Source organism: Prevotella sp. oral taxon 313, assembly GCF_003043935.1.
GTDB classification, from domain to species: Bacteria; Bacteroidota; Bacteroidia; order Bacteroidales; family Bacteroidaceae; genus Prevotella; species Prevotella jejuni.
In genome coordinates this window covers 2,385,469-2,410,054 of the sequence record NZ_PYXE01000001.1, presented here as the reverse complement: position 1 = coordinate 2,410,054, position 24,586 = coordinate 2,385,469, and the positions used below count along the sequence as shown (strand labels likewise).

23 protein-coding genes are annotated in these 24,586 nt (G+C 43.0%); 6 read left to right on the top strand and 17 right to left on the bottom strand.

The genetic code is table 11. The annotated features are described in order from the left end of the window. Positions 1–424: 424 nt before the first annotated feature. The 12 genes from ybeY to AXF23_RS09385 form a co-directional block, all read right to left on the bottom strand. Entirely contained in the window at positions 425–853 is a 429-nt protein-coding gene (gene ybeY / locus AXF23_RS09440) for an rRNA maturation RNase YbeY (protein ID WP_107625130.1), read from the bottom strand. Between the two features lie 46 nt (positions 854–899). Then, a complete protein-coding gene (gene coaD / locus AXF23_RS09435; protein WP_107625129.1) occupies positions 900–1,346 on the bottom strand; it encodes a pantetheine-phosphate adenylyltransferase in 447 nt (148 codons plus the stop codon). Beyond that, complete coding sequence (locus AXF23_RS09430) at positions 1,343–1,756, bottom strand: type II toxin-antitoxin system VapC family toxin (RefSeq protein WP_107625128.1); 414 nt, start codon at positions 1,754–1,756, stop codon at positions 1,343–1,345. The genes coaD and AXF23_RS09430 overlap by 4 nt, the downstream gene beginning before the upstream one ends. Further along, on the bottom strand, positions 1,753–2,001 hold the full coding sequence (locus AXF23_RS09425; RefSeq protein WP_089365361.1) for a hypothetical protein: 249 nt from the start codon (positions 1,999–2,001) through the stop codon (positions 1,753–1,755). The genes AXF23_RS09430 and AXF23_RS09425 overlap by 4 nt, the downstream gene beginning before the upstream one ends. Before the next feature lie 66 nt (positions 2,002–2,067). Continuing rightward, entirely contained in the window at positions 2,068–2,526 is a 459-nt protein-coding gene (locus AXF23_RS09420) for a DUF4252 domain-containing protein (RefSeq protein ID WP_107625127.1), read from the bottom strand. A 2-nt stretch (positions 2,527–2,528) separates the two neighbouring features. Further along, complete coding sequence (locus AXF23_RS09415) at positions 2,529–3,011, bottom strand: hypothetical protein (RefSeq protein ID WP_107625126.1); 483 nt, start codon at positions 3,009–3,011, stop codon at positions 2,529–2,531. Then, the gene (locus AXF23_RS09410) at positions 2,998–3,507 is read right to left on the bottom strand and encodes an RNA polymerase sigma factor (RefSeq protein WP_107625125.1); all 510 of its coding nucleotides are present in this window, start codon (positions 3,505–3,507) and stop codon (positions 2,998–3,000) included. The genes AXF23_RS09415 and AXF23_RS09410 overlap by 14 nt, the downstream gene beginning before the upstream one ends. Positions 3,508–3,544: 37 nt before the next feature. Further along, entirely contained in the window at positions 3,545–4,057 is a 513-nt protein-coding gene (locus AXF23_RS09405) for a DUF4252 domain-containing protein (RefSeq protein WP_107625124.1), read from the bottom strand. A gap of 13 nt (positions 4,058–4,070) precedes the next feature. Continuing rightward, positions 4,071–4,583, bottom strand: a complete 513-nt coding sequence (locus AXF23_RS09400; protein ID WP_107625123.1) for a DUF4252 domain-containing protein — start codon at positions 4,581–4,583, stop codon at positions 4,071–4,073. A 437-nt stretch (positions 4,584–5,020) separates the two neighbouring features. Further along, complete coding sequence (gene dprA / locus AXF23_RS09395; protein ID WP_107625122.1) at positions 5,021–6,139, bottom strand: DNA-processing protein DprA; 1,119 nt, start codon at positions 6,137–6,139, stop codon at positions 5,021–5,023. A 74-nt stretch (positions 6,140–6,213) separates the two neighbouring features. After that, complete coding sequence (locus AXF23_RS09390) at positions 6,214–6,621, bottom strand: acyl-CoA thioesterase (protein WP_009011051.1); 408 nt, start codon at positions 6,619–6,621, stop codon at positions 6,214–6,216. An 85-nt stretch (positions 6,622–6,706) separates the two neighbouring features. Further along, positions 6,707–8,017, bottom strand: coding sequence for a DUF2851 family protein (locus tag AXF23_RS09385; protein WP_107625121.1), 1,311 nt, complete (start codon positions 8,015–8,017; stop codon positions 6,707–6,709). A 430-nt stretch (positions 8,018–8,447) separates the two neighbouring features. On the opposite strand from AXF23_RS09385, the gene dapB reads away from it, so the two are divergent. From dapB to AXF23_RS09370, 3 genes are all read left to right on the top strand, one after another. Beyond that, positions 8,448–9,203 (top strand): 4-hydroxy-tetrahydrodipicolinate reductase, encoded by a 756-nt coding sequence (dapB, locus tag AXF23_RS09380; RefSeq protein ID WP_107625120.1) that lies wholly within the window; start codon positions 8,448–8,450, stop codon positions 9,201–9,203. A gap of 314 nt (positions 9,204–9,517) precedes the next feature. Continuing rightward, positions 9,518–11,047: a signal peptidase I gene (lepB, locus tag AXF23_RS09375; RefSeq protein WP_107625119.1), complete on the top strand. Its 1,530-nt coding sequence runs from the start codon at positions 9,518–9,520 to the stop codon at positions 11,045–11,047. Between the two features lie 193 nt (positions 11,048–11,240). Beyond that, positions 11,241–11,912, top strand: coding sequence for a WbqC family protein (locus tag AXF23_RS09370; RefSeq protein ID WP_107625118.1), 672 nt, complete (start codon positions 11,241–11,243; stop codon positions 11,910–11,912). A 278-nt stretch (positions 11,913–12,190) separates the two neighbouring features. Here the strand turns inward: AXF23_RS09370 and AXF23_RS09365 are convergent, their stop codons facing one another. Further along, complete coding sequence (locus AXF23_RS09365) at positions 12,191–12,826, bottom strand: DUF4294 domain-containing protein (RefSeq protein WP_009011045.1); 636 nt, start codon at positions 12,824–12,826, stop codon at positions 12,191–12,193. Between the two features lie 662 nt (positions 12,827–13,488). Between AXF23_RS09365 and AXF23_RS09360 the strand changes: the two genes are divergently transcribed. Together AXF23_RS09360 and aspA are read left to right on the top strand one after the other, a co-directional pair. Further along, positions 13,489–14,697 (top strand): porin, encoded by a 1,209-nt coding sequence (locus tag AXF23_RS09360; RefSeq protein WP_107625117.1) that lies wholly within the window; start codon positions 13,489–13,491, stop codon positions 14,695–14,697. A 228-nt stretch (positions 14,698–14,925) separates the two neighbouring features. After that, the gene (aspA, locus tag AXF23_RS09355) at positions 14,926–16,338 is read left to right on the top strand and encodes an aspartate ammonia-lyase (RefSeq protein WP_009011043.1); all 1,413 of its coding nucleotides are present in this window, start codon (positions 14,926–14,928) and stop codon (positions 16,336–16,338) included. Between the two features lie 502 nt (positions 16,339–16,840). Here aspA and AXF23_RS09350 read toward each other — a convergent pair. The 4 genes from AXF23_RS09350 to AXF23_RS09335 all read right to left on the bottom strand — a co-directional run bounded on the left by AXF23_RS09350 (position 16,841) and on the right by AXF23_RS09335 (position 23,609). Then, entirely contained in the window at positions 16,841–17,374 is a 534-nt protein-coding gene (locus tag AXF23_RS09350) for a hypothetical protein (protein WP_009011042.1), read from the bottom strand. A gap of 224 nt (positions 17,375–17,598) precedes the next feature. Beyond that, positions 17,599–18,528, bottom strand: a complete 930-nt coding sequence (locus AXF23_RS09345) for a DUF7017 domain-containing protein (RefSeq protein ID WP_009011041.1) — start codon at positions 18,526–18,528, stop codon at positions 17,599–17,601. 99 nt (positions 18,529–18,627) lie between these two features. Continuing rightward, a complete protein-coding gene (locus AXF23_RS09340; protein WP_107625116.1) occupies positions 18,628–20,391 on the bottom strand; it encodes a RagB/SusD family nutrient uptake outer membrane protein in 1,764 nt (587 codons plus the stop codon). A gap of 29 nt (positions 20,392–20,420) precedes the next feature. Further along, positions 20,421–23,609 carry a SusC/RagA family TonB-linked outer membrane protein gene (locus AXF23_RS09335; protein ID WP_107625115.1) on the bottom strand — a complete coding sequence of 1,063 codons (3,189 nt, stop codon included), beginning with the start codon at positions 23,607–23,609 and terminating at the stop codon, positions 20,421–20,423. 359 nt (positions 23,610–23,968) lie between these two features. On the opposite strand from AXF23_RS09335, the gene yfcE reads away from it, so the two are divergent. Next, complete coding sequence (gene yfcE / locus AXF23_RS09330) at positions 23,969–24,508, top strand: phosphodiesterase (protein ID WP_089365344.1); 540 nt, start codon at positions 23,969–23,971, stop codon at positions 24,506–24,508. Positions 24,509–24,586: the final 78 nt, after the last annotated feature.

Here is a 24,586-nt window from a genome sequence, read left to right as displayed (position 1 = left end):
GGTGCTTAGTTGGACTCCAATTAAGCACTTTTTTTGTGCGCTTTAAGGTCGCTGTCTTATCCGTTTCTTGCTCGATTAAAGAAGGTCTCTTTGTCTCTTCTCGAATTATTTACATGAAAAAAAATATTTTTTGTCGTGAAAAGAAATATTTATGTTCATGAAAATAAATATTTCTTGTCGTGAAAATAATTCGGTGCAATAGATATTCTGCGGTCGAACAGAGGGGTAATACGCCCTTCTTACAGCTTAGATTTCTCTTAAAAGGACGGTTGTCTATATTCGACTCCTAACCCCTTTCGCAGCTATACAATCATCCTTTGGCAGAGACGAAAGGGCAAACAATAAGGACTGAAACCCAAGGTAGGATTCCAGCCCTTCAATTTCGTCTATGGGAGTATCAACCGAATTAGGTTGAAGTCCATCGTTATTCGCCACTCATCTCCTTTAATAGAGCGAGCGCTTTGTTCTCGTTCTCTTCCATAATCTCACGTTCTCCAGGTCCTTTATCATTGATGCCACAGAGGTGGAGGATACCGTGAATGATAACACGATGTAGCTCGTCTTCATACGTCTTCTTGAAGAGCTCGGCATTAGAACGCACCGTATCAAGTGAGATAACAAGGTCGCCATTGAGCACATCACCCTCGTCATAGTCGAAGGTAATGATGTCCGTGTAGTAGTCATGGCCTAAATACTCATTGTTAACATCGAGAATCTTCTCGTCATTAACGAACATGTAACCAATTTCTCCTACCTTTCTACCGTGCGTTGCGGCAACAGCTTTAATCCAACGAGAAATCTCTCTCTTCTTTATCTTAGGCATCTTAACGCCTTCAGCACTATATGTTATCATCGTGTCTATGTTTTATCAATGAGGCTTGTCGGCCTATGTTTAATCGTCAATACCCCTTTGGCAGGAACTCTGTGATGTCTCTTCCAAAGTTATGCAGTTCTCTCACAACACTTGAACTGATACTTTCTAATTCGGGTTCAGCGAAAAGTAAGAGGGTCTCAATAGAACTCAAGCGGCGGTTGATGGCTGCTTGTTCACGCTCATATTCAAAGTCCTTTACGCTACGCACACCCTTAATGATATATTCGGCTCCCTCTCTTCGAGCAAAGTCGATGGTAAGGTCGCTGTATGCTTTTACCTCTATCTTTGGTTCGTTGGCATAGAGTCGTGCTATGCGCTCGGTACGTTCCTCCGCACTGAGCATGCACTTCTTTCGCTCATTGACGCCAACACCAATAACGATCTTGTCGAAGAGTGGTAAAGCACGGCGTAGAATAGAGTCATGACCCACCGTGAAAGGGTCGAAGCTTCCAACGAATATGCCTGTTTTCATTTGATTTTACCTTCTATATATTCCAAAGGAGTTACAACACTTATCTCACTGGTAGCAAAATCTTTCTTGTTTCTTGTGACAATGATATCAGCATTTGCATTAAGAGCTGCAAAGTATTGCATTGCATCTTCAAAATCATTCCAATTAGCAGTGAGCGCAGAATCTATCGCAGGTGCTCCCATACTGATAATTTCAAAACAATCTCTAATAGCAGAGAATGTTGCTATAAAACCCCTATTCCCTAAGGATTTTCTTTCGATATAACAAGCATTTACAACTGATAAATCACTTAATAAAAGTTCGTCTCCGTTGTTAATAACCATACTTGCCACTTTCAGTGCATTCTGTGTGAACTCACCTCTTGCCTCAAGAAGATCTATGAGGATATTGGTATCTAAGAAGATTCTCATAAGTATTTTGTTCTTAGATACTCTTCTTTTGCTTGTTTCCAGCTTTCTAAATGACTGTTTGGCAGTTTACCAGCGATGGATTGAAGCAACTCTATTGCTTTTTTCCTTTTCTCTGGTGTGTTTAAGTCTGGCTTTTTATAGTTCTCTGTATGAGAGTTGATTTGACTTATAGTCCATCCCATCTTTTGTGCTAACATCTCCAAGAAGGCGTTGTCTGCACTTGGAATATTTATGGTCCTATTCATAATTATACCTCCTTATTTTCTGCAAAAGTACTTTATTTCTATTATATAACCAAATAAGCAGCAGTATTATTTACCATTAGCTATCCCTTGGATATCCTGTAGTGTTACATTACCCAACAGATTGATAATCGTAATCTCATTGCGTTCTATGGCCAACAAGGAAAACTCGTTCTTCCCATTAGGGTAGTGGCGTTCGTAGATGGTGGTATGGTCTGTACCCTCATTGACTTGCATAACAACCGAAAAACGCTGCTGAGAGAAGATGCTTTGAGCCGTCTTCTTGATGGAAGGAATCAGTGAGCGACGCTCGCAAGAGAGTATCTGTAGATAGTCAAGTCGGCTGGCTATCTTACTGATATCTTTGTTGCCTGCCTTCACATTCCCCATCATTCGCATCATTTTATGCGATATATAGACGGTAGAGACACCGTCGGTTTCGCTGTACTTATCGAACAATGCTTTCTGAGCGGAGGCCATTATACAAGCAAACAGTGCCAAAGAAAGCGTTAAAATAAATCTCTTCATAATCAATCTCTTGTTTTGTTAGTGACGTTCTCGGTAGCTTCAATACCCTTGTTGAGCGACTTTGAGAATTTCATCAGTGCTTTGGATGTCTCGGCGTAAGCGTCTTTAGCATTAGTATAGGTGTCCTGTTCTGTCTGTGGAGAGTTGTTCTCGTGTTGGTAAACGATAGCTCCAGTAGCGAAGAGGAGCAACAGACTGGCTGCTATCCCTACTACCCAGCGCAGGTTGATGTGCCTAATCGTGCGTTGAGTGGCAACTTCTATGTTGTTCCACTGGCTTATCTGACGGCTGAGACGTCCCTCCATCCCTGTTGGTACAGGGCATTCTGAAGACTGAAGTGCCGTGAAGATGACGCTTTCCTCCCTTAGGCTGGCATCGATGTCACTGCCGTTAAAGTAGGTGCGCAGCGTGTTCTCCTCCTCTTCGGTGGTCGTCCCATCATAGTAGCGGTCAAGTAAACGCTTTATGTCTTCAGTCTTTATCATATCTCATTGCTTTTATCTGTTCTCTAATCTTTTTACGGGCACGACTGAGAATACTCCTTATATTCACCTCCGTAAGCCCTGTCTCTATGCTAATCTCCTCATAACTGCGGTCTTCAACATCACGCATCAGCATGATACTCGCCTGTGGTTCGGGCAAGCTAACTATCATTTGTCTTACTCGTTGGTATTCGTCGGCCTGCTCTAATTGTCTACTTATGTTCAGTAAGGAGCTGACCTGCAAGGTTCCCACATCTTTGTCTACCTCTTGCAAGCGTCCTGTCCGCATCTTGTCATAGAACAATCGACGCAGAACAGTTATGCTATAAGCCTCTGGATGGTCTACTGTTCCCATCTTGTCACGCTGCATCCATAGTTTTAAGAAGGTCTCTTGCACTAAGTCCTCAGCTGCCTGAACATTCCCCATCAGCCTATATGCCACCGAAAAGAGCTTCCGATGGCAGGGTAGGAATAGCTGTTTGAAATCGCTTGCTTGCATAGGCAGATGTAGAGAGTGGGTTATCATAGACTATTGTCTACGCATGTTTGTCCCATAACTTACATTTTTTAAGTTTGTTATTCTTAGTGCCTTTTTCTATAGCGGCGTCTATGTCGTCTGGTCTTAATTTCCCTTTAATCTGCACAATGGCTCCATCATGATTGTCAGTGGTAAGGATGAGCAACTCACGGATAAATCCGTCCTTCTCTTTAAGGTAGATGTAAGCGACCTCATCATTCTTTTTTGCGATGATGAAAGGCGTGTATCCTGTTGGACGGAAGGTCTGGAGCGTCTTTTGAAAGCTCTGTTTGACGGTCGAGGTACAGTCCTCCAAGGAGAGAATTCGGAATGAAGAGAGTGCCTTGAGTGCTTCTTTGTCTTCTGAATCGGTCTTAGCAAAGGCCTTGACGATGGACATTGCGAAACGAGTAATGTGTATGTAGTTGGCCTTCTCCTCGTATCTGTATTGTCTGAATAACGTACCTATGCTCTGTGCTGAGGCCCCAACAGCAGAGATGATGAGGGCGAATAAGATGATAAATCGTTTCATGGTCGAGTCTTGTTTAGTTTATTTGTGTATCTACGATATCGTTAACATCAGCGGGATTGATATGTCCGTCAATCTTAATAAGCGAACAGTCTTCTTTGTCGATAGCAAAGATAAGGAGGGTATGTATAACTTTCTCATCCCCTTTAAGGAGTATTCTTACCTTCTCTCCGTCCTCGTTGGCCTTCACCATAGGCTCATAACCCTGTGTTTCCAAGTTATTGATATGGTCGAAGAGTTTGTCTTTTGTCTTCTGTGGAGCCTCCTCGAAGCTTAAAATCTGTATTCCGTCCACTTGCTTAAGAAACTTATCAGCATCCTCGTCGTCGGCCATTTGCATTCCTATCTGTATGAGTGACTTAGGGAGATTGACGTAAGTAACGTTCTTCTCCTTCCTGAACTCCTTAATAAGCGTTTCTATTGAATCGTTCATCGGTTCATTAGTAACGGTTGAAGAGTTGGCTTGTGCGGTGCATCCTGTACACATGATGACTGCAACAAATACGATAGTAAAGATTGTTGTTTTCATTGTCTTGATATTTAATGGGGTTAATGATTCTGTTTTGTCCACATCTATAGAGACGGAAGGGAAGAATGATTTGTGGCAAGAAAAGCCTTTTTTTTCTTTAAAAAGATGCTATATATGTATATTATAGATTGTTGGGTGTCTGTTTGCTTAGGATGGGGTGAGGTCTTTCTAATGTTGAGTTCTACCTCTATTGAGGGTTCTCTGACGGGGGGTAGACCCTTTATGAGATGGATGTTTATCTATCTGTGCGAAGGGAGAAAGAGGTCGGCATGATACGTGATGAGCCTCCGTAGGATGGTTGAGGGTGGTGAGTTCGGGTGTTTATGACCATAGATTGAAAGCTATTAAAGGTTCTTATAGAAAGGACGATACGTCGGATGGTACAGAGAAACAGGGTGTTGGCTTATAGCTTTCGCTCTCCCTTACTATTCCATAGACTATGCCAAAAGGTGGTAACAACCGCCAGCCATAGCCCTGATAACGCCTTTCATTTCCAAAGTGAACAGTAGTCCTGTGAGGCGTGAGATAGGGATGTTTGATTGAATAGACAAGAGATTAATCTGTAGATCATTGTTTTTAGTGAGCACGCGGACGATAGTCTCCTCATCAGAAGACAAATCTGGGAAAAGCGTTCGCTCGATACCTCGCTGTTGAGCTTGCTCCAGTTTGATAGCATCATCCCACCCCATAGCCTTTATGAAGTCGGTGGCAGAGGTGATAAGAGATGCCCCGTTGTCTCGGATAAGATTGTTACATCCCTCGCTAAAGTCCGAATGAACCGAGCCAGGAAAGGCGAACACCTCACGTCCATAGCTACGTGCAATACTGCAAGTGATAAGTCCTCCACCCTTCGCAGCCGACTCTATGAGGATAGTAGCATCTGCACAACCAGCTACGATACGGTTGCGTTGTACGAAGTTGCGGGCTATAGGCTGTGTTCGTGTGGCGTATTCGGTGAGTAACCCACCTTGATGTATCATCTTTTGGGCGGTCTCTCTGTGTCCACGGGGATAGATGTCGTCGAGTCCATGGGCTAATACGCCGATAGTGTTAAGGCCATTCTCCAAGGCTTCTCGGTGTGCATGGATGTCTACACCGTATGCTAATCCACTTAAGATAAGTACGTCTGGACATAGAGCCTTCAGTTCTCTGACAAATGAATGGATAATGTCTCGACCGTAAGGGGTGCAGTGTCGTGTCCCAATAATATTGATTACGTGACGTTGATTGAGGTCGGTATTACCGAAGAAGTAGAGTAGGATGGGTGCGTCTGGGCACTCCTTGAGCCGTTGTGGATAGCGTTCATCATTCATGCAGATAGGCTCAATGCCATGTAGGTGGTCGTATTCTAATTCCTTTTCAGCCCATTCTCTGCAGATGTCAATGTCTTTCAATGCTTGTATAAGATGTGTTGAGGCATCAGGGAGTATCTCTCTAATGTCTCTTTTGTGCTCGATGACCGTTGTGGCAGAGCCTGCCCGTCTGTAGAGTTCAGCTAATTCAACGAGATTGAAACGGCTGAGTCGGGTTAGTAGAATTGAGTTTAATGATTCCATGGTGGTGTGATTGATAAGCTCACCCCTAACGTTCTTCCCACGAGGGGGAGGACGTTAGGAGATGAGACAAGGTTTTATAATACGGCAGCAAACGCTTCGTCATATTCTTTGCTACTGCCTAAACGACCGTTGATAAGCGTCACAAGGTCTACATCAGCATGGAAACAAAGACGCTCATCACTGGCCCTGAAGAGGTCATGAGAGAATATCCAACGTAGTCCACTCTTCTTTAGTGACATGCGAGAGATGATTTCGTCGTCACAAGTAAACGGCACCTTATAAGTGAGTTGCATACGTGCTACGACGGCATCAACGCCTTTTGCATGTAGTTCAGAGAAGCTTACACCTAACGACTTGAGGAACCTGTGACGTGTATGTTCGGTGTAATGCAAGTAGTTAGCATTGTTTACTATACCTTGGATGTCGCACTCGTAGTCGCGAACATCCAGTCTTGTCTCAAAGACATATTTCTTCTTTTCCATAATCTATTTGGTTTTTTAGACTCTTATTAGGCTTATTAGGCCTATTAGCCTTATAGGCCTCATTAGCCTTATTAGCCCTATTCTCTTATTCCTTTAATGCTGAATTCCCTTTCAGATACTCGTATCCTATTCTGCAACGGAGGCAGTCTTTGCGGTCGCAATACGCCTTCTTTAATTGTATAAGGGCCTGTGAATCACCCGCAGTATCCACTGTCAATCCCACTTCCTGCCACATTCTAACAATGTGATTACGCTCTGCTTTCAGCGTGTCAAGGAAGTTGAAGGCGCGATCACAGTACTTCTCGGCATTCTTATGAGTACCGTATGCGAAGAGGATAGGCACAACAGTGTTGATAATCAGTAGGTTCAACGATGCTGTAGACAGTCGTTTCTCACATTTCGCACTCTCTTCTCCAAAGACATAATGGCTCTCCCAGTAGGGTGTCACCTGTGTTGTCAATAGTTTTCGGACCTCTTTAACCGTCTCACAATCCAACAACTGCGATAATCCTGTTTGTCGATTATAATAGAGAAGGGCCAGTTGTGCAATCCGAATATGTGGGAAGTTCTGTGGACGTAAGCGTAGAAAGCGCCATTGTGTAGCATCCATCTGCTGTAGACCGAACTTATGTGAAAGATACTGATATTCGCTTTTTAATTGTGCAAAGTAGGCATCTTTCAATGCCTTCTCTTGGTAGCGTTCGGGTATGGAGTTCGTTTCCAATAGTCCTGCCAGGCCTAAGAAGAAGGCTTCAATCTGCTTAATATCGTCACGATGGTGGGCTATGTCCTGCAGAGGTATGTGTTTTGCCCATGTCTCAAAGGCATCGCCATTAATACCGAAGCCGTAGTTACGAGCCAAGGTAACGAAGTAAGCCGCTTCCCACGAGCCTTCACAGTCATGCAGCCGTTGTACTATTGCGTCTGTCTTCTGCTCTAATCGCTCTGTTTGTAAGACACTCATCCACGAATGAACCATCAGTTTAGAGAGATTAGGGATGATGCGATAGCATGCAGGATACTCATCTGTTGTGAGCAACTCCTCGTAGTGTTCACGCACGTCAGGTGGCACCTTCAGTCGTACCTGTGGTGGATACTCTCCTCGTTGAGTCTTAACATCAACGTCGATAGACGCTGCCACGTGTAGTATAACGTTGTTATAATTAGGGTCACGGTCGTGTCTATGGAGGAACCAGTCCGATGCTCGGTCGTGAATCTCCACATTTCCCACCCACAGAGTGCCGTTTATTTTCACCTTGGCATTGAAGAAGTCGGGTCCAGCATTGCGATTATGCAGTCCAGGATCAATAACTTCTACCTCCTGTCCGTCGGTAGTCTTGAGTCCTGTCAACGGAAACATCTTATGCTTCCAGACGTAGTGGATGAGTTGTTCCATAACAGATTCTTGGTTTAACAATACGCAAATATACAAATAAAATGGTAGAATTGGCCTTCTTAACAATGTATTTTCTGTTTTTATTATTATCTGAGTGTAGAAGACAAGACTTTTGTCTCCATTCTATAGGTTTATCTTTAATAGTATTACCTTCCCTTTACTCGATACTTACACATCATAGAGAAAAGTGCAAACCACCACTGAAAGCAAAACGGACGTACGTTATGAAGCATTTTGACTACCTAAGGCAAGATGCTATAAGTTATTAGAAAGCGACAGAGCACATGCGAGTATGCTGTTAAGTATTTCATAGGAAAGCATCGACAGCACAATCACTTGAAATACAGGGGAGGCCTAAAAATATATCAACTTATTTTGTTTTATGCCGTAAATCAGCTACCTTTGCAATGTTTTTAATACAGATTTAGTTATGAAAATAGCATTGATAGGCTATGGTAAGATGGGCCAGATGATAGAGAAGGTGACCCTTGCACGTGGCCACGAAATCGTAAGTATCGTTGATCTTGATAATGTTCAAGAGATTGATTCACCTGGATTTGCATCGGCCGATGTCGTCATTGAGTTTACAAGACCAGGGTCTGCTTTCGGTAATTGCATGCGTGCTTTTGGTCGTAACAAGAAGGTTGTAAGTGGTACTACAGGCTGGATGCAAACACAAAAGGCCGAGATTGAGCGTCTATGTAACGAAGAGGGACATACTTTGTTTTGGTCAAGTAACTTCTCTGTAGGTGTTGCCATCTTCTCAGCTGTCAATCGTTACTTAGCAAAGATAATGAATGGTTTCCCACAGTATGACGTTGAGTTAGAGGAAGTTCACCACATGCACAAACTCGATGCACCATCAGGTACAGCCATAACTCTTGCTGAAGAGGTTGTTAACGACCTCGATCGCAAAGACAAGTGGGTGAAGGGCTACCAGCGTGCAGCCGATGGAACGGAGTCAGGAACGAATGATGTTGCGCCCAACGAGTTGCCTATCACTTCTATTCGTTGCGGTGAAGTACCGGGCATCCATAGTGTTATTTACGATTCAGAAGCCGATAAGATAACCATTACTCACGATGCTCATAACCGCATGGGATTTGCTCTTGGAGCTGTCTTAGCGGCCGAGTACACGAAAGACCATACAGGTCTGCTTACGACAAGCGACTTGTTTAAGTTTTAGTGATGGGTGTTGGGTGTTGAATGTTAGGTGTTGATGGTTACTGAAAGGTATTTAGCATAAACATTGACTGGCATTTATAATAAGGCTGACAATCATTTATAATAGTACTGAAAGGCGTTTATAATAAAGCTGACAGCTATATATAATAAGGTGAACTACCATTTATAATAATACAGACAATCATTTATAACAACGCTGAAAGTAACCTACAACAAAGTAGAAGATTCCTCGTAACACTCTTCCTCCAACTGATATTGAATAGCTAATATACCGTTATCACTCATTAATCATCATTTATCACCTCAATATACAGTATGATAGATAAAGAAAAGGCAGCCCTAAACCCTAAGAAACAATGGGCTAAGTTTATTTGTGTGCTTGTTCTCTACCTTCTTTTCCTGGTTTGGGTAAAGAGTTGGTGGGGACTATTAGTAGTTCCATTTATCTTCGATTATTATATAACAAAGAAGATTCGATGGAAGTGGTGGGAGGACTCTGAGGGCCCGATCCGCTTTATCATGGGATGGGTAGACGCACTTGTGTTTGCGTTGGTGGCTGTGTATTTCATCAACTTGTTCTTCTTCCAGAACTATGTTATCCCTTCTTCCTCCCTTGAGAAGTCGCTCCTTACGGGCGATTACCTCTTTGTTTCGAAGGTTAGCTATGGTCCGCGTATCCCGGAGACACCGTTGACAATGCCGCTGACCCAGCACACCTTGCCTATTATCAATACTAAGAGCTATATCTCTTGGCCACATTGGGACTATCGTAGGGTGAAGGGCTTGGGTAAAGTAGAGTTGAATGACATTGTTGTTTTCAACTTTCCTGCAGGCGACACCATTATGACTGAGCCTGCTTACCAGGGTAATGACTACTATCATGACGCCTATACATACGGCACAAACTTCCTTGCTCAACAGAATAGAAACATTCGTTTGGCAGACATGAACACCCTCCAACAGCGTGCTTTCTTTGATAAGGCTTACGCTATGGGAAGGAATTATATCATCAAAAACGTGGGCACTTTCGGTACGTTAGGATGGCGTCCTACTGACAGAAGAGAGAATTACGTGAAGCGTTGTGTGGGTCTGCCTGGACAGACTTTACAGATAAAGAATAGGATAGTCTACCTCGATGGGAAACCTAATAAAGAGCCTGAGAATGTAGAATATACCTACTTTATCAAGTTTAAGAATATCTCTGTCGCTGACTTCATGGGTGAGCGTTTCGACGAGCTCCGCAAGGAGTATAACATAAGTGACGAAGATGTACAGACATTAGGACGTCTACATGGCTACGACCTCAACCAAGGCTACGTGCTTAATAGAGCTACATTGGCTTACGATGGATATATGCCATTGACTAAAAGTGCAGCTGCAGAGTTGAAGCGACAAGGTATTGTTAAGTCTATGCGAATTGTTACTGACAAGGATATCTACGCTGGTCTTTACTATCCACTCAATGCTTATACAGGCTGGACACGTGATAACTATGGTCCTATATGGATTCCTGCAAAGGGTAAATCGGTTACTTTAACGTTAGAGAACCTTCCTGTTTATGAGCGTTGTATCAAGGTTTATGAGAGCAACGACCTACAGGTTAAGAACGGAAAGATATACATCAACGGTAAACCTGCCAATAGTTACACCTTCAAGATGGACTACTATTGGATGATGGGTGACAACCGCCATAACTCTGCCGACAGTCGTTATTGGGGCTTTGTACCTGAGGATCACATCGTCGGTAAGCCTATCTTCATCTGGTGGTCAAGTGATCCTGACCGCAAGGGATTTAGTGGTATTCGTTGGCACAGACTGTTCAACTGGGTAGATAATATTAAGTAAGTCTAAAGGACTTCCCCAATCCGTCTCGAAAGAGGGGACATGAGGAATGTCGAATAGGGCGCAATAGGAGGCAGGATGTCTCCATATACTTCTGAAGGAGAGGAGGTGCAATGCTTACCAGAGCTTGGTAGCTTGCGCATCCTCTCCCTTTTTTTATCCCTTAATCATATTATTATCTTCAAAAATAAGCTTTATGACCTATCTTGATAATGGCAACATCAACGACTTAACATTCCCTTCTTCTGAAGAGGGTGGTGAGGTCTTGTTATCCTCTGCTTACTTTGCACCTATTCAATGGTACCAAAAACTGAATCGATATAGTAGCTGCTTGATAGAACAACACGATAATTTCATTAAGCAAACCTATCGTAATCGTTGCGTAATTGCGTCTGCGAATGGTCCGCAAGCCCTCTCTATCCCTGTTGAAAAGTATGAGGGACTGAAGTGTCCGATGAAGGATGTGCGTATTAGCGACCATGATAACTGGCGCCATCAACACTGGAATGCCTTGCAGTCGTCCTATGGTGAGAGTCCATTCTTTGAGTATTATGAGGACGATATACGCCCTTTTTTCGAGCGGAAATGGGACTTTCTCTATGATTTCAACTGGGAGATAACGCTTAAAATGTGCGAACTCATCGATATTATGCCGTGTATGCGACGCACAGATAGTTATCAGACGACTCTTCCCGATGGAACCGTCGATTTTAGAGAAGCTATTCGTCCGAAACATCCAGGCGTTGACACCGACTTTGTTCCTCGTCGCTACTATCAAGTCTACCAACAGAAGTTTGGTTTCCTACCTAATCTTAGTATCCTCGACTTACTTTTCAATGAGGGTAATGAGAGTGTATTATACCTATAAAGGTCGTCAGCACAGTGTTTACTAAGCTGTAATAATACCCTTCTATCTTACTCGCTAAATGTCTAAAAAGTAAGTCTTACGAATTATTTTCATGAAAAAAAATATTTTTTTTCACGACAAGAAATATTTCTTTTCATGAAGAAAAATATTTTTTTTCATGAAAAGAATTTGAAAAAAGCGTAGAGGTGTTGTATTATAACAGCTCTACGCCTTTTCTATTCAGCCTTTGATCGGTTTTGTTTTGCCCTCTTCTAAGTTGGAGAAAAGGGACAGTAGGACTATAACTGACCAGCCTCAACCTGCAAGACAATTCGCTCTACGAGTCTGTCAGCGCCCTTTGGGTCGTATCGTTTCTTAAGACTACTACCAAAGGCCCAGGCAAATGCTTGATAAAAACCAGCTCTTACAGGACCGAGGAAGGCTTGTACAAGCTCGTAGGATGTTGAATTACATTCACGGTCAATGAGCTTAATAAGTAGCTTACCTTGCGTGAAAGTTAGTTTCTTCATACGTGGCTTATAGGTGTTCCAGATTTCCTTCTCTACCTTCTTCATGTGTTCGTCACGCTCTTTCTTGGTTGGGATTGTCTCAAGATATGCGCCCGTCTCAAGAATAATCTGGTGACACTCTTTGGCTACCGGAAGAACCTTTTTGATGTTATAAACCAGTCGGTAATAGGCTGTCTCTTGTGCTTTATTCTTAAACTCTAAGGGAGGGAAGACGTAAACATTGCTTGTTCTGACATATTGAATACTGTCTGCTCCTACCTTCGCCTTACCTATATGGACCATAGGGACGAACGTTGGAGAGTCCATATCGACCGTGCGATCCTCGGGGTTGATATGGTCTTGTGCTGTTGCAGCCGTCGAGAGCAACATTGAAAGTCCAAGTGTGAAAAGCAATCGTTTACTCATAACTGATAAGAATAGTACTACACGCTGCTGTTGTGGACGTTAATGAGGGGAGAATTTACGATGGATTTGGCGTTTATCCTACCTCAAGAGCCGAGATGAACACAGGCCGTTGCGGTCTAATCATTCGTCTGTGCTACCCGATAACACAATCCTTTTGCCACGTGTAATTAGCTTTCTGCAAATGTAGCGATTATTTCTGACGTGGGTTAGGTTTTTATTAATAATTTGTAGTTTATGCTATATATTCGTCCTATATGACGTTGTTTCGCATGAGAAAAATGATGCTTTTGAGGCTTGTTCGGCTGATGTCGTAAGTGAGAAGAGGGGGATGATGAGGCCATTTGGGCTGACAAAATGTTAATATTACACCTTTTCTTCTTTGGAGTTTTTGCCCCTTTAGCTTGCTATATGACGCTAAAGAAAGTTAAATGCGATATTTTTATTTATCTCAAATGAGCGACCTATCAATATTTTTCCTACTTTTGTGAAACAAACCATTACGTTGAAAACAACACTCTCTATAAGGGTTACTATCTTCTTAGATGTAAGTCTGTTACGGCTAAAACAACCATTAATCGTTTGGATAATGCTGGATAAGGAGCGTGTTCGCCTTCTTTTGTAGGGGTTATCCTTAAAAATATTAATGAATTAAGACATATATCATGACGAGGAAGACACTATTGTGCTGCTGCCTGTTAGCGCTTTCTGTAAGTATGAACGCACAAGATAATCATGGCTACGGAGGTGATGATGGTCACTTTAAATCGCTTGCTGAAGAGGTGACAAAGCTGAAAAAGAGTAATGATATGTTCAATGTCTATCTCAATACTGCTGCCAGTGCACAGGTGGAGACGGACAATGAGCACGAATGGAGTACGGGCTTTAAGAATAAACACTTGCGCCTTGAGATTAAAGGTAACTTAACTGATAAGCTATACTACCGTTTCTGCTATCGTATGACTAATTCGAACGTGGCAAGAAGTGAGGATAATTTCGCCCGATCTACCGATGTCGTGATGATTGGATATAGGTTTTCTGATAAGCTTTCAGTTGAGGCTGGTAAGATATTTCAGCCCTTTGGTGGCTATGAAGTGGATGAGAACCCTATCTATATCTATGAGTATTCGGACTTGACTGGCGGCTTGGAGTGCTATTTAGGTGGTGTTGTCGTTAATTATAAACCTGTCCCTACACAGGAAATTGTCGTTGGCGTGACCAATGCTCACAATGATAAGTTTGCTGATGTGTATGGTGATAACTCCCTGGCAATCGAAGGTGACGGTACACAAAACCGTATATTGGAGAAGACACGCATTCCACTCGGATACAGCTTGGGCTGGAATGGTAGCTTTCTGAACAATAGGTTGCTTACGAGATGGTCGTGGGGAATAGAAGGAGAAGCCCGCCATAAGTATAGTCGTATGCTTATTCTTGGCCAGAAACTGAACTTAGACAGACTGCAATGGTACTTCGATTATATGTATCAGAATGATGGACTCGACCGCTTTGGCTTGGCATCAAGAGAAGTGAGGGATTTCTTCCCAGCTGTTGGAGAAGAGGTTTGGATGAGCGATGTGCACTATACGTCGTTCATAACAAAGCTTAATTGGCAGTTTGCTCCACAATGGAATCTGATGTTGAAAGGCATGTATGAGACGGCAAGTGTTACGAAGGTCGACCGTTTCAAAGACTTTCGTAAGAGTTACGGATATGTTGGCAGCGTGGAGTATTACCCTGTTAAGAGTCAAGACTTCCGTGTCTTTTTGGCTTATGTGGGGCGTAAGATGACCTATAAGAATGGTGTTGGCTTGGATAAATACAATACTAACCGCATCGAGTTGGGCTTTAAGTACAGAATAAAGGCTTATTAAATGTGAGAAACAAAGGGATTAGAAATATACTGAGGGGGACCGGTCAGACTGCTGTTCCTTAATGGTTAAGGAAGTGGAAAACGGCTTGTCGGTCTAAACGGACAGCCTAATAGCAGTAGTAAACGCTGCCGCTATCGGTCCTCAGAAACATCCTCATAAATGAAAAAAACTGTTCATTCTCTTCCCACATGCGAACGAGAATAACGCTAACTTTATCAATATAGAATCATGGAAGAAAAGAAATTTCGTGTAGAAAGCGACCTCTTAGGTGAACTAAAAGTGCCAGAAGAGGCTTATTATGGCGTACAAACACAGCGTGCCATTAACAACTACCACATCTCACGCAAGCGTATGTGCGACTACCCAGACTATGTCGTGGCAATAGCTTACGTCAAATTAGCTGCTGTAGAGACTAATCGTCAACTCGGTGAGATTAGTAACGAGGTGGCTGATGCGATGTCGGAAGCATGCCGTGAAATCATCGATGGCAAGATGCACGAGAACTTTGTGACCGATATGGTACAAGGAGGTGCGGGCACATCTGTCAATATGAATGCCAATGAAGTTATCGCTAACCGTGCTTGCGAGATTATGGGTCATAAGAAGGGAGAGTTCCAGTACTGCTCTCCTAACGACCATGCTAACTGCGGACAGTCAACGAATGATGTCTATCCAACGACTATTCGTCTGACACTTATCCTGCTTAATAAGAAGCTTGTGGCCTCTCTTAGCGAGCTTATCGCTGCTTTCCGTAGGAAAGGGGAGGAATTTAAGCATGTCATTAAGATGGGACGTACACAGCTGCAGGACGCTGTCCCTATGACAAGCGGACAGGAGTTTAATGCTTTTGCGAATACTTTGGAGGAGGAGATAGCTAACTTAAATCGTAATGCTGCCCTCTTACATGAAATTAATATGGGTGGTACTGCGATCGGAACTGGTCTTAATGCTGCCCCTGGCTTCCCTAAGATTTGTGCAGAAAAGCTCAGCGAACTGACGGGAATGGAGTTCATTGCTGGTGTTGACCTTGTCGAGGCAACCCCTGACACAGGTGCATACGTAAGCTATTCAAGTGCGTTGAAGCGTCTTGCCGTTAAGCTTTCTAAGATTTGTAACGACCTTCGTTTGTTGGCATCTGGTCCTCGTTGCGGTCTGAATGAGATTAATCTCCCACCGATGGCACCGGGTTCAAGTATCATGCCAGGTAAGGTGAACCCTGTTATCCCTGAGGTTACGAACCAGACATGTTTCAAGGTTATTGGTAACGATACGACTGTGATGATTGCTGCTGAGGCTGGTCAGTTGCAGTTGAATGTGATGGAACCAATCATCACTGAGTGTCTTATTGAGGACCTAACATGGTTGCCTAATGCAATGGACACGCTGCGTGAGAAGTGTATCGACGGTATCACGGTGAATAAGGACCGTTGTCTTGAGATGGTTAAGCACTCTATTGGTATCGTGACAGCACTTAATCCATACATAGGATACAAGAATAGCACGAAAATTGCTAAGGAGGCGCTTGCAACAGGAGGCTCTGTTTACGACCTCGTACTCGAACACAAGCTGCTTTCTAAGGAGAAACTCGATGCTATCCTATCACCAGAACACATGCTCGCACCAGAGGAGAGAGTGAAATAAAATGCTTTTTTTCGGTCGTGTAGACTAACAGTACATAGCTGTTTCTCGCATGATTACTATAGTGAAGATGCCGTATTTGTGAGTTGGATACGGCATCTTTCGTTTTATAGGGGCTGTGGGTGTTGCCTTGCATAGCGCTGACAAGATGTCTGATATGGTCCAAAAACACTGTTTCCGATTGTGTCTTTTTCCTCTGATAGATGTGCCTTTCCGATTTTTTTTCATGAAAAAAAATATTTCCACTCATGAAAAAAAATATTTCCTGTCGTGAAAATAATTATTTCTTTTCATGAAAATAATTTGAATTTGACGTGGTGATGTCTCCTTGTCGCTGCTCGATATTGTGCGTTTTCAGTCTCGGTGATGTATTAATTGGCCATTACTTGGCGAAAAGAAAAGTAGAGATTGGACGATAAATGTCCAACCTCTACTTCCTTGTTATTGGTATATACTATGTCATTCTGCGGCTTGGGAATGTATTATTCTGCCGTGAATAAGAGAGTTAAATGTCGTTTGGGCTTTTGAAACTCTTGATGTATTTTCCTTTCTCAAAGTAATGAAAACTGGCGTAGTTCAGTTCCTTGTCTGTATGTCCGGTCAAGGGTAAATAGAAAAGATCATGGTATTTTGCTCTCCATTTAGTCGAGAACTGCTTCGTATCAATCATCAGCATAGGGAAGGTAGTATGCTTTTGTTTGAATATGTCGTCATATATATTCGATATGACAAGGACGTTAATTCCCTTGTCTTTGCACTGAGATACTAAGGCTGAAGGCGACACACAATAGGTTGAACGACAAAAGGGTGTATAGTCATATAGCAGTACTCTATCGTGTGATTCGATGTATTGTTTTACCTGATTGATGCTGACTGTATATACTTTTGAGAAGTCATGAATAGCATCAATATCGTCTTCAAGTGTTACGACTCTCTCCTTTTGTGTAGCTGAAAGATGTGAATAACCCGAAGTTAAGCCTCCTATTTGACAGGATGTTAAGCCCAAAAGGAATAAAGCGGATAGATATAAGTGTTTCATAAAGCTGATGAAAGTGTTTTACAACATGTTTTGCAAAGGTATTAAAAAGGTAGTGGAATCGATAAGAAATTATTAGAAAATGACAAAAGAAGGGATATTTCTTTTTGTAGGGTAGTAACGATGAGCTTACAGTGTATTGTTAGTTGATGTTTAGATTATGCTATGTAAGAATCTGTCCAAGCCTTGCAAATCTTGAACAATATGGTAATTGGGCATGTGAACGACTATCTTGCAAGCTCTTTCAATACTACTTCTTGCTCCCTATAGAAGCTCTTTTCGTTAGCTTCTGATACTGGTGCTATATCTGCCAGACTTGCTGCAAGGTTCTGCATCTCCCATGTGATGGAATAGCCTAACTGCTTGCGCATAGCAATACATTTATCGAGTTCGTAACGAGCACGGGCTTTGTCTCTTCTGAAGAGTAGCCCCGCAAGGGTAAAGCGCATGCGCTGTCGGAACTTTTCCTCACGTTGTACAGCGATGGCTTTACAGAGAAGTGCAATCTTGTAGCGCTCATCGTCAATGAGTTCGGATAGTTCGTGAAAGAGATAAGACTGTCGGTGGTTCTTGATAAGATGGGTGTAGATGTTGATAGCCTTGTCCTTCTTGCCCATAATTCGATATATCATCGCCTTGTAACGTTGGTTGTGCATGTTATAGGGGCTGTGCTTTAGCGCCTCTGCTAATATCGGTGCAGCCTTCAACGCCATGTCAACAGTAGGCTTACTCTCTACCTCCTTGAAGACTTTCCCTACTATACGCATTCCTATAGAGGGTATTGGATGGCCGTTCCCTTGCTCCATTCGCCAATCATCGTCCGTTAGTCGGGTGATACCCCACTGTGTTATGAAATCGATCATGGAAAATCCTGGATGGTGCTCGAAGACCAACAAGGCAGCACGCATTAAAGTGCTCTGTCCTTTAAGGTCCTTGTCGTCCATCGTAGGATAGAGCCTCAACAGACTTCGGAATATCTTATAAGCTTCTTCTAACTGCCGTTGTTGATAGCGGAGCTTCATCATGTCGACCCCTACCCAGAACATGGCAATGGTGGTATAATGCCCTTTGTGGACCGCATACATAGGGAGAATGGCTGCGTAAGCCTCTTCTGTTCGCCCTTGTTTACGAAGTGTAAAGATGTCTCTTATCTCCATCTTTCCTCTATTAAGAAAGCAGACGCCAAAGACGAAACAATAGGTTCGCCTCTTAGCGTCTGCTTTTTATTTAACAACTATCTGTCTTAACATCCGTTATTATTGATTTGTAACTGTCAAACTACCAGATGTGTCGGGGTTAGGTTTACATGCTACATTGTTGTGTGTCTCGTATTCAAGGATGAAGAAGTTCATCCATGGGCATACATAACCTTCCTTAGAATTGATGCGAGCAGATGGTTCATAATTGGTGTTGTCCTTTCTGCGCACCTGTAAGCCAAGACGTTTATAGTCGAAGTAAGTGATTCCCTCGCCCCAGAACTCTATGCGTTTCTGTATCATAAGTTCTTTGATAAAGTCCTCCATCGTGGTGGCATTGTTTGCTTGATAGGAGTTGTCGGTGTAACGATAAGTGTTTATAAAATCCTTCAGAGCCGTAACACCTGCTGCAACACCATCTAAATGAGCAGTCGCTTCGATGTCGATAAACTTCATCTCCTCCATGCGCATCAATGGAAGACTTATGAATTGTCCCTCGTAAGTGTCGGAGATGTTACCCTTTGCTGGGCGGAACTTGATGTTAGCATAGGCTGGTAGCTCCTTCCATGCGTCCTCGTCTAAGAGGGTTAACTTCTCCTTCTTGGTGCCAATGGTGACTGAGTCGTATTTCTCATAACCCTCGTGTGTACCTGCTGCAGTCGGGTCAATCCATGCATAATGACGCCAGTCGCCTTCCGGCATCTTGTCGTATAGCGCACTACCAATCATACGTGTTGCACCGTATGTGCCAGCAAGTCCCCAATTAGTCTCCGATGTCACGGTGCTGGTAAAGGTGTAGTACATATAGCTGATTTGCTCACGTGTGGTATAACCTAATTTCCACATCCATGCTTGATTGTCCTTGTTAAATCCGTCTTGTGTGCTAAGCCACTGGGCTTCGGTGACTGGACTGTAACCACTGACAGCCTTGCGAGCGTAGGTGCGTGCCTTTTCGTAGCACTCACGGGCGGTGGTTATACCTAACTTGTCATACTCAATACTTGCTGAGTCCTCGGCTGCAACGGCTGCAGCAAGGTCGGCACTGCTCTGGTCGAAACGGCTTGCCATCTCCATCCAAAGGCGAGCCTTGAGTCCATAGACTACACTAAGGTCAGGCAAAGTCTTGTCGGGACGTGCGTAGTTGGCCAAGTACTCCTCTGCATGGTTGAGATCGGTAAGGATGAAGCGGTACATCTTGTAGAATGGAGCACGTGGATTGTGGCGCTGCATCTCTTTAGTTGTTTTCTCGGTGACGATAGGAACTGTGAGTCCCCATATCCCATCTTTTGATGCCTTATCATCAAGACTTGCAATGCCAGTCTTCTTGAACTCGAATTGACGGGCTATATCAAGATAAGCCATTGCACGGTAAGTTAGAGCTATACCTAAGTAGTTCTTTGAAGTAGGAGAAGCCGTGGCTGGGTCTACGACACTTGTCACATTATTACAGGTGGCAATGAAATCGTAATAGAAACGATAGGTGTAATAGGCCTTGAAACGGGTGTTTACGCCGCTTTCGACCGTTGTCCAATAGCTGTAGTTACTACTGTATACAGGGATGTCACTCCCTAATATTTCCCTATAAAACATCTGACAAGGATAGCCCCAGTCGTTTAGTGGATCGCCTGAACCCCAAGAGTCGAAGGTTATCATATAAGAAAGGATACCATTAATAAGTCCTTCTTGTGAGGAAGATATCTTCTTTACTTGGTCAGAAGTCAGTACCTCTGATGGTTCTATACTATCGATACAGGAAACAAGACCGAAGGTTGCTGCTGCAACGATAGTCAATGATATGATGTGATTTGATATTAAGCGTTTCATAATGACGTAGTATTAATGTGAGAAGATGGTTAGAAGCTTAGTTTAATACCACCAGAGATGGTTCTCGTAGGGCTATAAGTGGATGTACTACTTCCTCCAGAGAAAGAGCCACGAGGGTCGAATCCCTTGCGTTTACTCCAGAAGTACACGTTATCAGCAGCCACATAAATGCGTATGTTATCTAATCCTATCTTGTTTACCCATATCTTAGGTAGGGTGTAGCCAAGGTTGATGTTCTGTAGAGATAGATAACTGCCACTGATAAGGAAACGGTCGCACTGAGCACTGACACTTGGGTCGTCATATTGCCAACGAGGTATATTACTGGTCGGATTACTTGCTGACCAAGAGTTAAGAACGTCTTTATGGATTGCTGCACCTCCTAAGGTACCACTCGGTGGACCCATATAACCTGCATAACCATTGTCGTATGAGAGTCCTCCTAACGAATAAGCAAAGGAGATAGAGAAGTCGAAACCATACGCATTCAGCGTTGTTCCGAAGCCACCATAGAGGTCTGGGTGTGGACTTCCACATGAGTAATAGCCCGCATTACCATATACATCTGTCGTTTTAAGGGTTCCGTCAGGGTCAGTGTAGTACCACATAGCCTTTCCTTCATTAGATACACCAGCATAACGTGGCATGTACCACTCGTAAATAGGGAGTCCCTCTGCATAGAGTCTATCACCACTACTATAGCCAGGGTGGCCATCTACAACGAGATCAGCTTTGAGTACATCAGCGAGTTTGGTAATTTCATTCTTGTAAGTAGTGGCATTCACGTTGACATCCCATGATATATTCTTAGTCTTTAAGACTGTAGCAGCGAGGTCAATCTCCACTCCGTTGTTCACCATATCACCTATATTGTCGTACGTTCCCTTGTAGCCTGCAGAGTAAGGGGCAAAGACAAAGCATAGCATATCAGTCGTTTTCTTATAGAAGTATTCGATACTTCCACGCAAGCGGCTATTGAGCATTTCGAAATCGAAGCCTGCATTGAAGTTATTATTGGTCTCCCAAGTGATATTAGGATTACCCTTCTCTGATAGAACTAATCCAACCTTATTATTTGTATTAACGATACTATAGGTGTCAAGATAGTGGAAGTCACCAATATTATCATTACCTTGCTGACCAAAAGAAGCCTTTAGCTTGAACATATTCAACCAACGATAAGGTTTCATAAAAGACTCTTTCGTAATGGTCCAAGCACCACCAAATGAGTAGAAGTTACCCCAGCGGTGGTCTGGGTCAAATCGGCTTGACGCGTCACGACGGAAGGAAAGACTTGCGAAGTACTTTTGGTCGTAGTCATACTGGCCTCGGAAGAAGAAACCCTCAGACTCATACTCTCCATTACCAGACTCTCCTGTGCTATCCAACTTTATTGCTCCGGCAAGAGTTTGGTTGGTGAAATAAGATGCCATACCAAGTTTACTACCCCACAAGTTTTCGTAGCTGTAGCGATAGAACTCATGTCCAAGGAGTAACTCCATGTGATGATGACCGAAATCGTGGTTGTAGTTGATCAGTTGTTGGAAGTTATAAGAGTACGTTTGGTCGCTTGTTCTTGTCACAACACCCGTAGGGTAGGCCGTATGACTATATCCATAGAAAGGCTGTTTAGTCTCAGTTGCACGAGAGTTGTTGACAGTCACCGTACCATTAAAGGTAAGTTTCAATCCCTCAAGAGGCATGATATTCGCATAACCATGGAGCGAATACATATTAACCTTTGAACTATTCGTATTTAGAGCATTCTCTTGTAGTGGGTTGATATTAGGTAGCATCGGACGTCTAAGACCAATGACAGCACCATTACCATAGTCAAACATCTGTCCATTCTCATCTGTTATGATGTTTCCTTGTTCGTCTCGAATAAAGGCAGGGTATATTGGAGCGACATTATTCAACTGATAGAAAAGACCATTACCGTCCGATGGTATCACATGGTATTTAGCCCGAGAGAAGTTCATGTTCGTACCCACCTTCAACCATTTACGTGCCTCGTAGTCAGCCTTAGCACGAACAGTGAGACGGTCGAAGTCCGAGTGGTAGGCAACACCTTCATTGTTTAAGTAACCTAATGAAAGGTAGTATTGCATCTTCTCGCTACCTCCTGTCAAGTTAATATCATATTCTTTGCGCATTCCATTACGGAAGGCATAGCTCTTCCAATCGTCTGGTATGATAGTATAACGCTTCCCATTATGTTCTATGACACGCCCTAATGTAGCGTTAGGGTTCATGTGTCCATCAGCTCCAATGAGCTGTTCTCCGTTTGGAACAGTAAATATAGGATATCCCAGACCACCTGATGCACCAGATGAGACGAGCTGTTTGTTAGCCTCTATTACAGCCTGAGCAGGAGTCAAGCCAAGCCCATGTAGCTGATAATTATAAAGTGCATCATAGTAGACCTCATAGTACTTAACAGGGTCATCTATGGTCTCATAGTTACGATTAATACGACTATTCGTACCCCATCTCATGTCGACAGATATACGGGCATTGCCCACCTGTGCATGTTTAGTAGTCACCATGATAACGCCATTGGCTCCACGTGCTCCATAGAGTGCGGTTGAAGACGCATCTTTCAGGACGGTTACAGAAGCCACATCGGCTGGGTTAAGGTTATTCCAACCGCCATCATAAGGTGCACCATCCACTATAATCAATGGACTCTGCCCTGCACTAATACTACTAAAGCCACGTACACGGATAGAAGGGGTAGCTCCAGGCTCACCACTGTTGTCTATAATCTGAACACCAGCAGCCTCACCTTTCAAACTACTCATCACGTTATTGACTTGTTTATGCTCAATCTTTTTAGAGTCAACAATAGCTGCAGAGCCTGTAAATGCCGAACGTTTCTGCTCTCCGAAGGCCGTAACAACCACCTCGTCAAGCGCTGAATTGTCATTAAGCATCGTAATCTTCATTGTCGGTTTAGCAAGACCTGTAAAAGTCTTCATGCCGACATAAGATACTTCCAACTTAGCACCAGACTTGACATTGGCAAGTGTAAACTTACCGTCCATGTCTGTTGCTGTTATTAGTTTGCTGTCCCCGACTACTTGAACAGTTGCACCAATAATCGTTTCGCCTGTTTCGTCAACTACAACACCTGTGGTTGTGAATACCTGTTGGGCAAAGCTGGCGAGTGTCGACAGCATCAATAGGGTAAATAAAAAGAGTCTTTTCGTATTCATAAGGTTGGTCTTTATGTTATTTCCAAGTAAGGTTGATTGTAATAGATAATTATGTCGCAAATATAGCTAAAAGTTTCAAACAATCAAATAAAATCAAGGAAATAATTTAAAAAAATAGTATTTAATGCTATTAGTCTGTGTTAGTGTTATTTATACAAGTATGCTCTTAGACTACAGTGTCTTCTTTTTACATATTTCTCTGTGGCCTTTTATTATCAAAAGGTTACCTCGTTTTAAGTGCTTTCAACAGTCGGCTTTCTCCTGTTTGATGGTCTGTAATGTGTTAGTTGGGGTTAAATTAAAAGGTTATATGGGAAAATAACATTACCTTTGCCACGTAAACAATCAATGAAAGTGATATGAAGTATCTATTGGTATCAGATATCCACGGATGTCTACCAGCACTGGAAAAGGTGCTACAGTTCTATGATCGCGAGCATTGCGATATGCTTTGTGTACTCGGAGACATACTTAACTATGGTCCACGAAACTCTATTCCGGAGGGAATAGACGCTAAGGGAATTGTGGAAGCACTGAACAAACGGGCGAATAACATTGTTGCCGTACGTGGAAACTGTGATGCTGAGGTAGACCAGATGCTACTTGAATTTCCCATGATGGGCGACTATTTGATGTTAGTTGATGAGGGTCGAAAGCTTTTCCTGACACATGGACATATCTATAATAAGTCGTCCATGCCGAAAGGCAGTGTCGATGCGATTGTCTATGGACATACTCATCTGTGGGAGCTAACCCAGCAGGAGGGTACACTCGTTTGTAATCTTGGGTCTATCACTTTCCCCAAAGGAGGAAACGTACCTACTTTCATGACTTACGAGCATGGTGTCTTCACAGCTTATACGCTTGATGGAACACCGCTAAAGCAGGAGAGAATATAGGGAGAAATTATTGACTTTATGGGCCTTATTAGTCTAATTGGGCTAATAAGGCCCATAAAGTCAATAATCAATAACCAC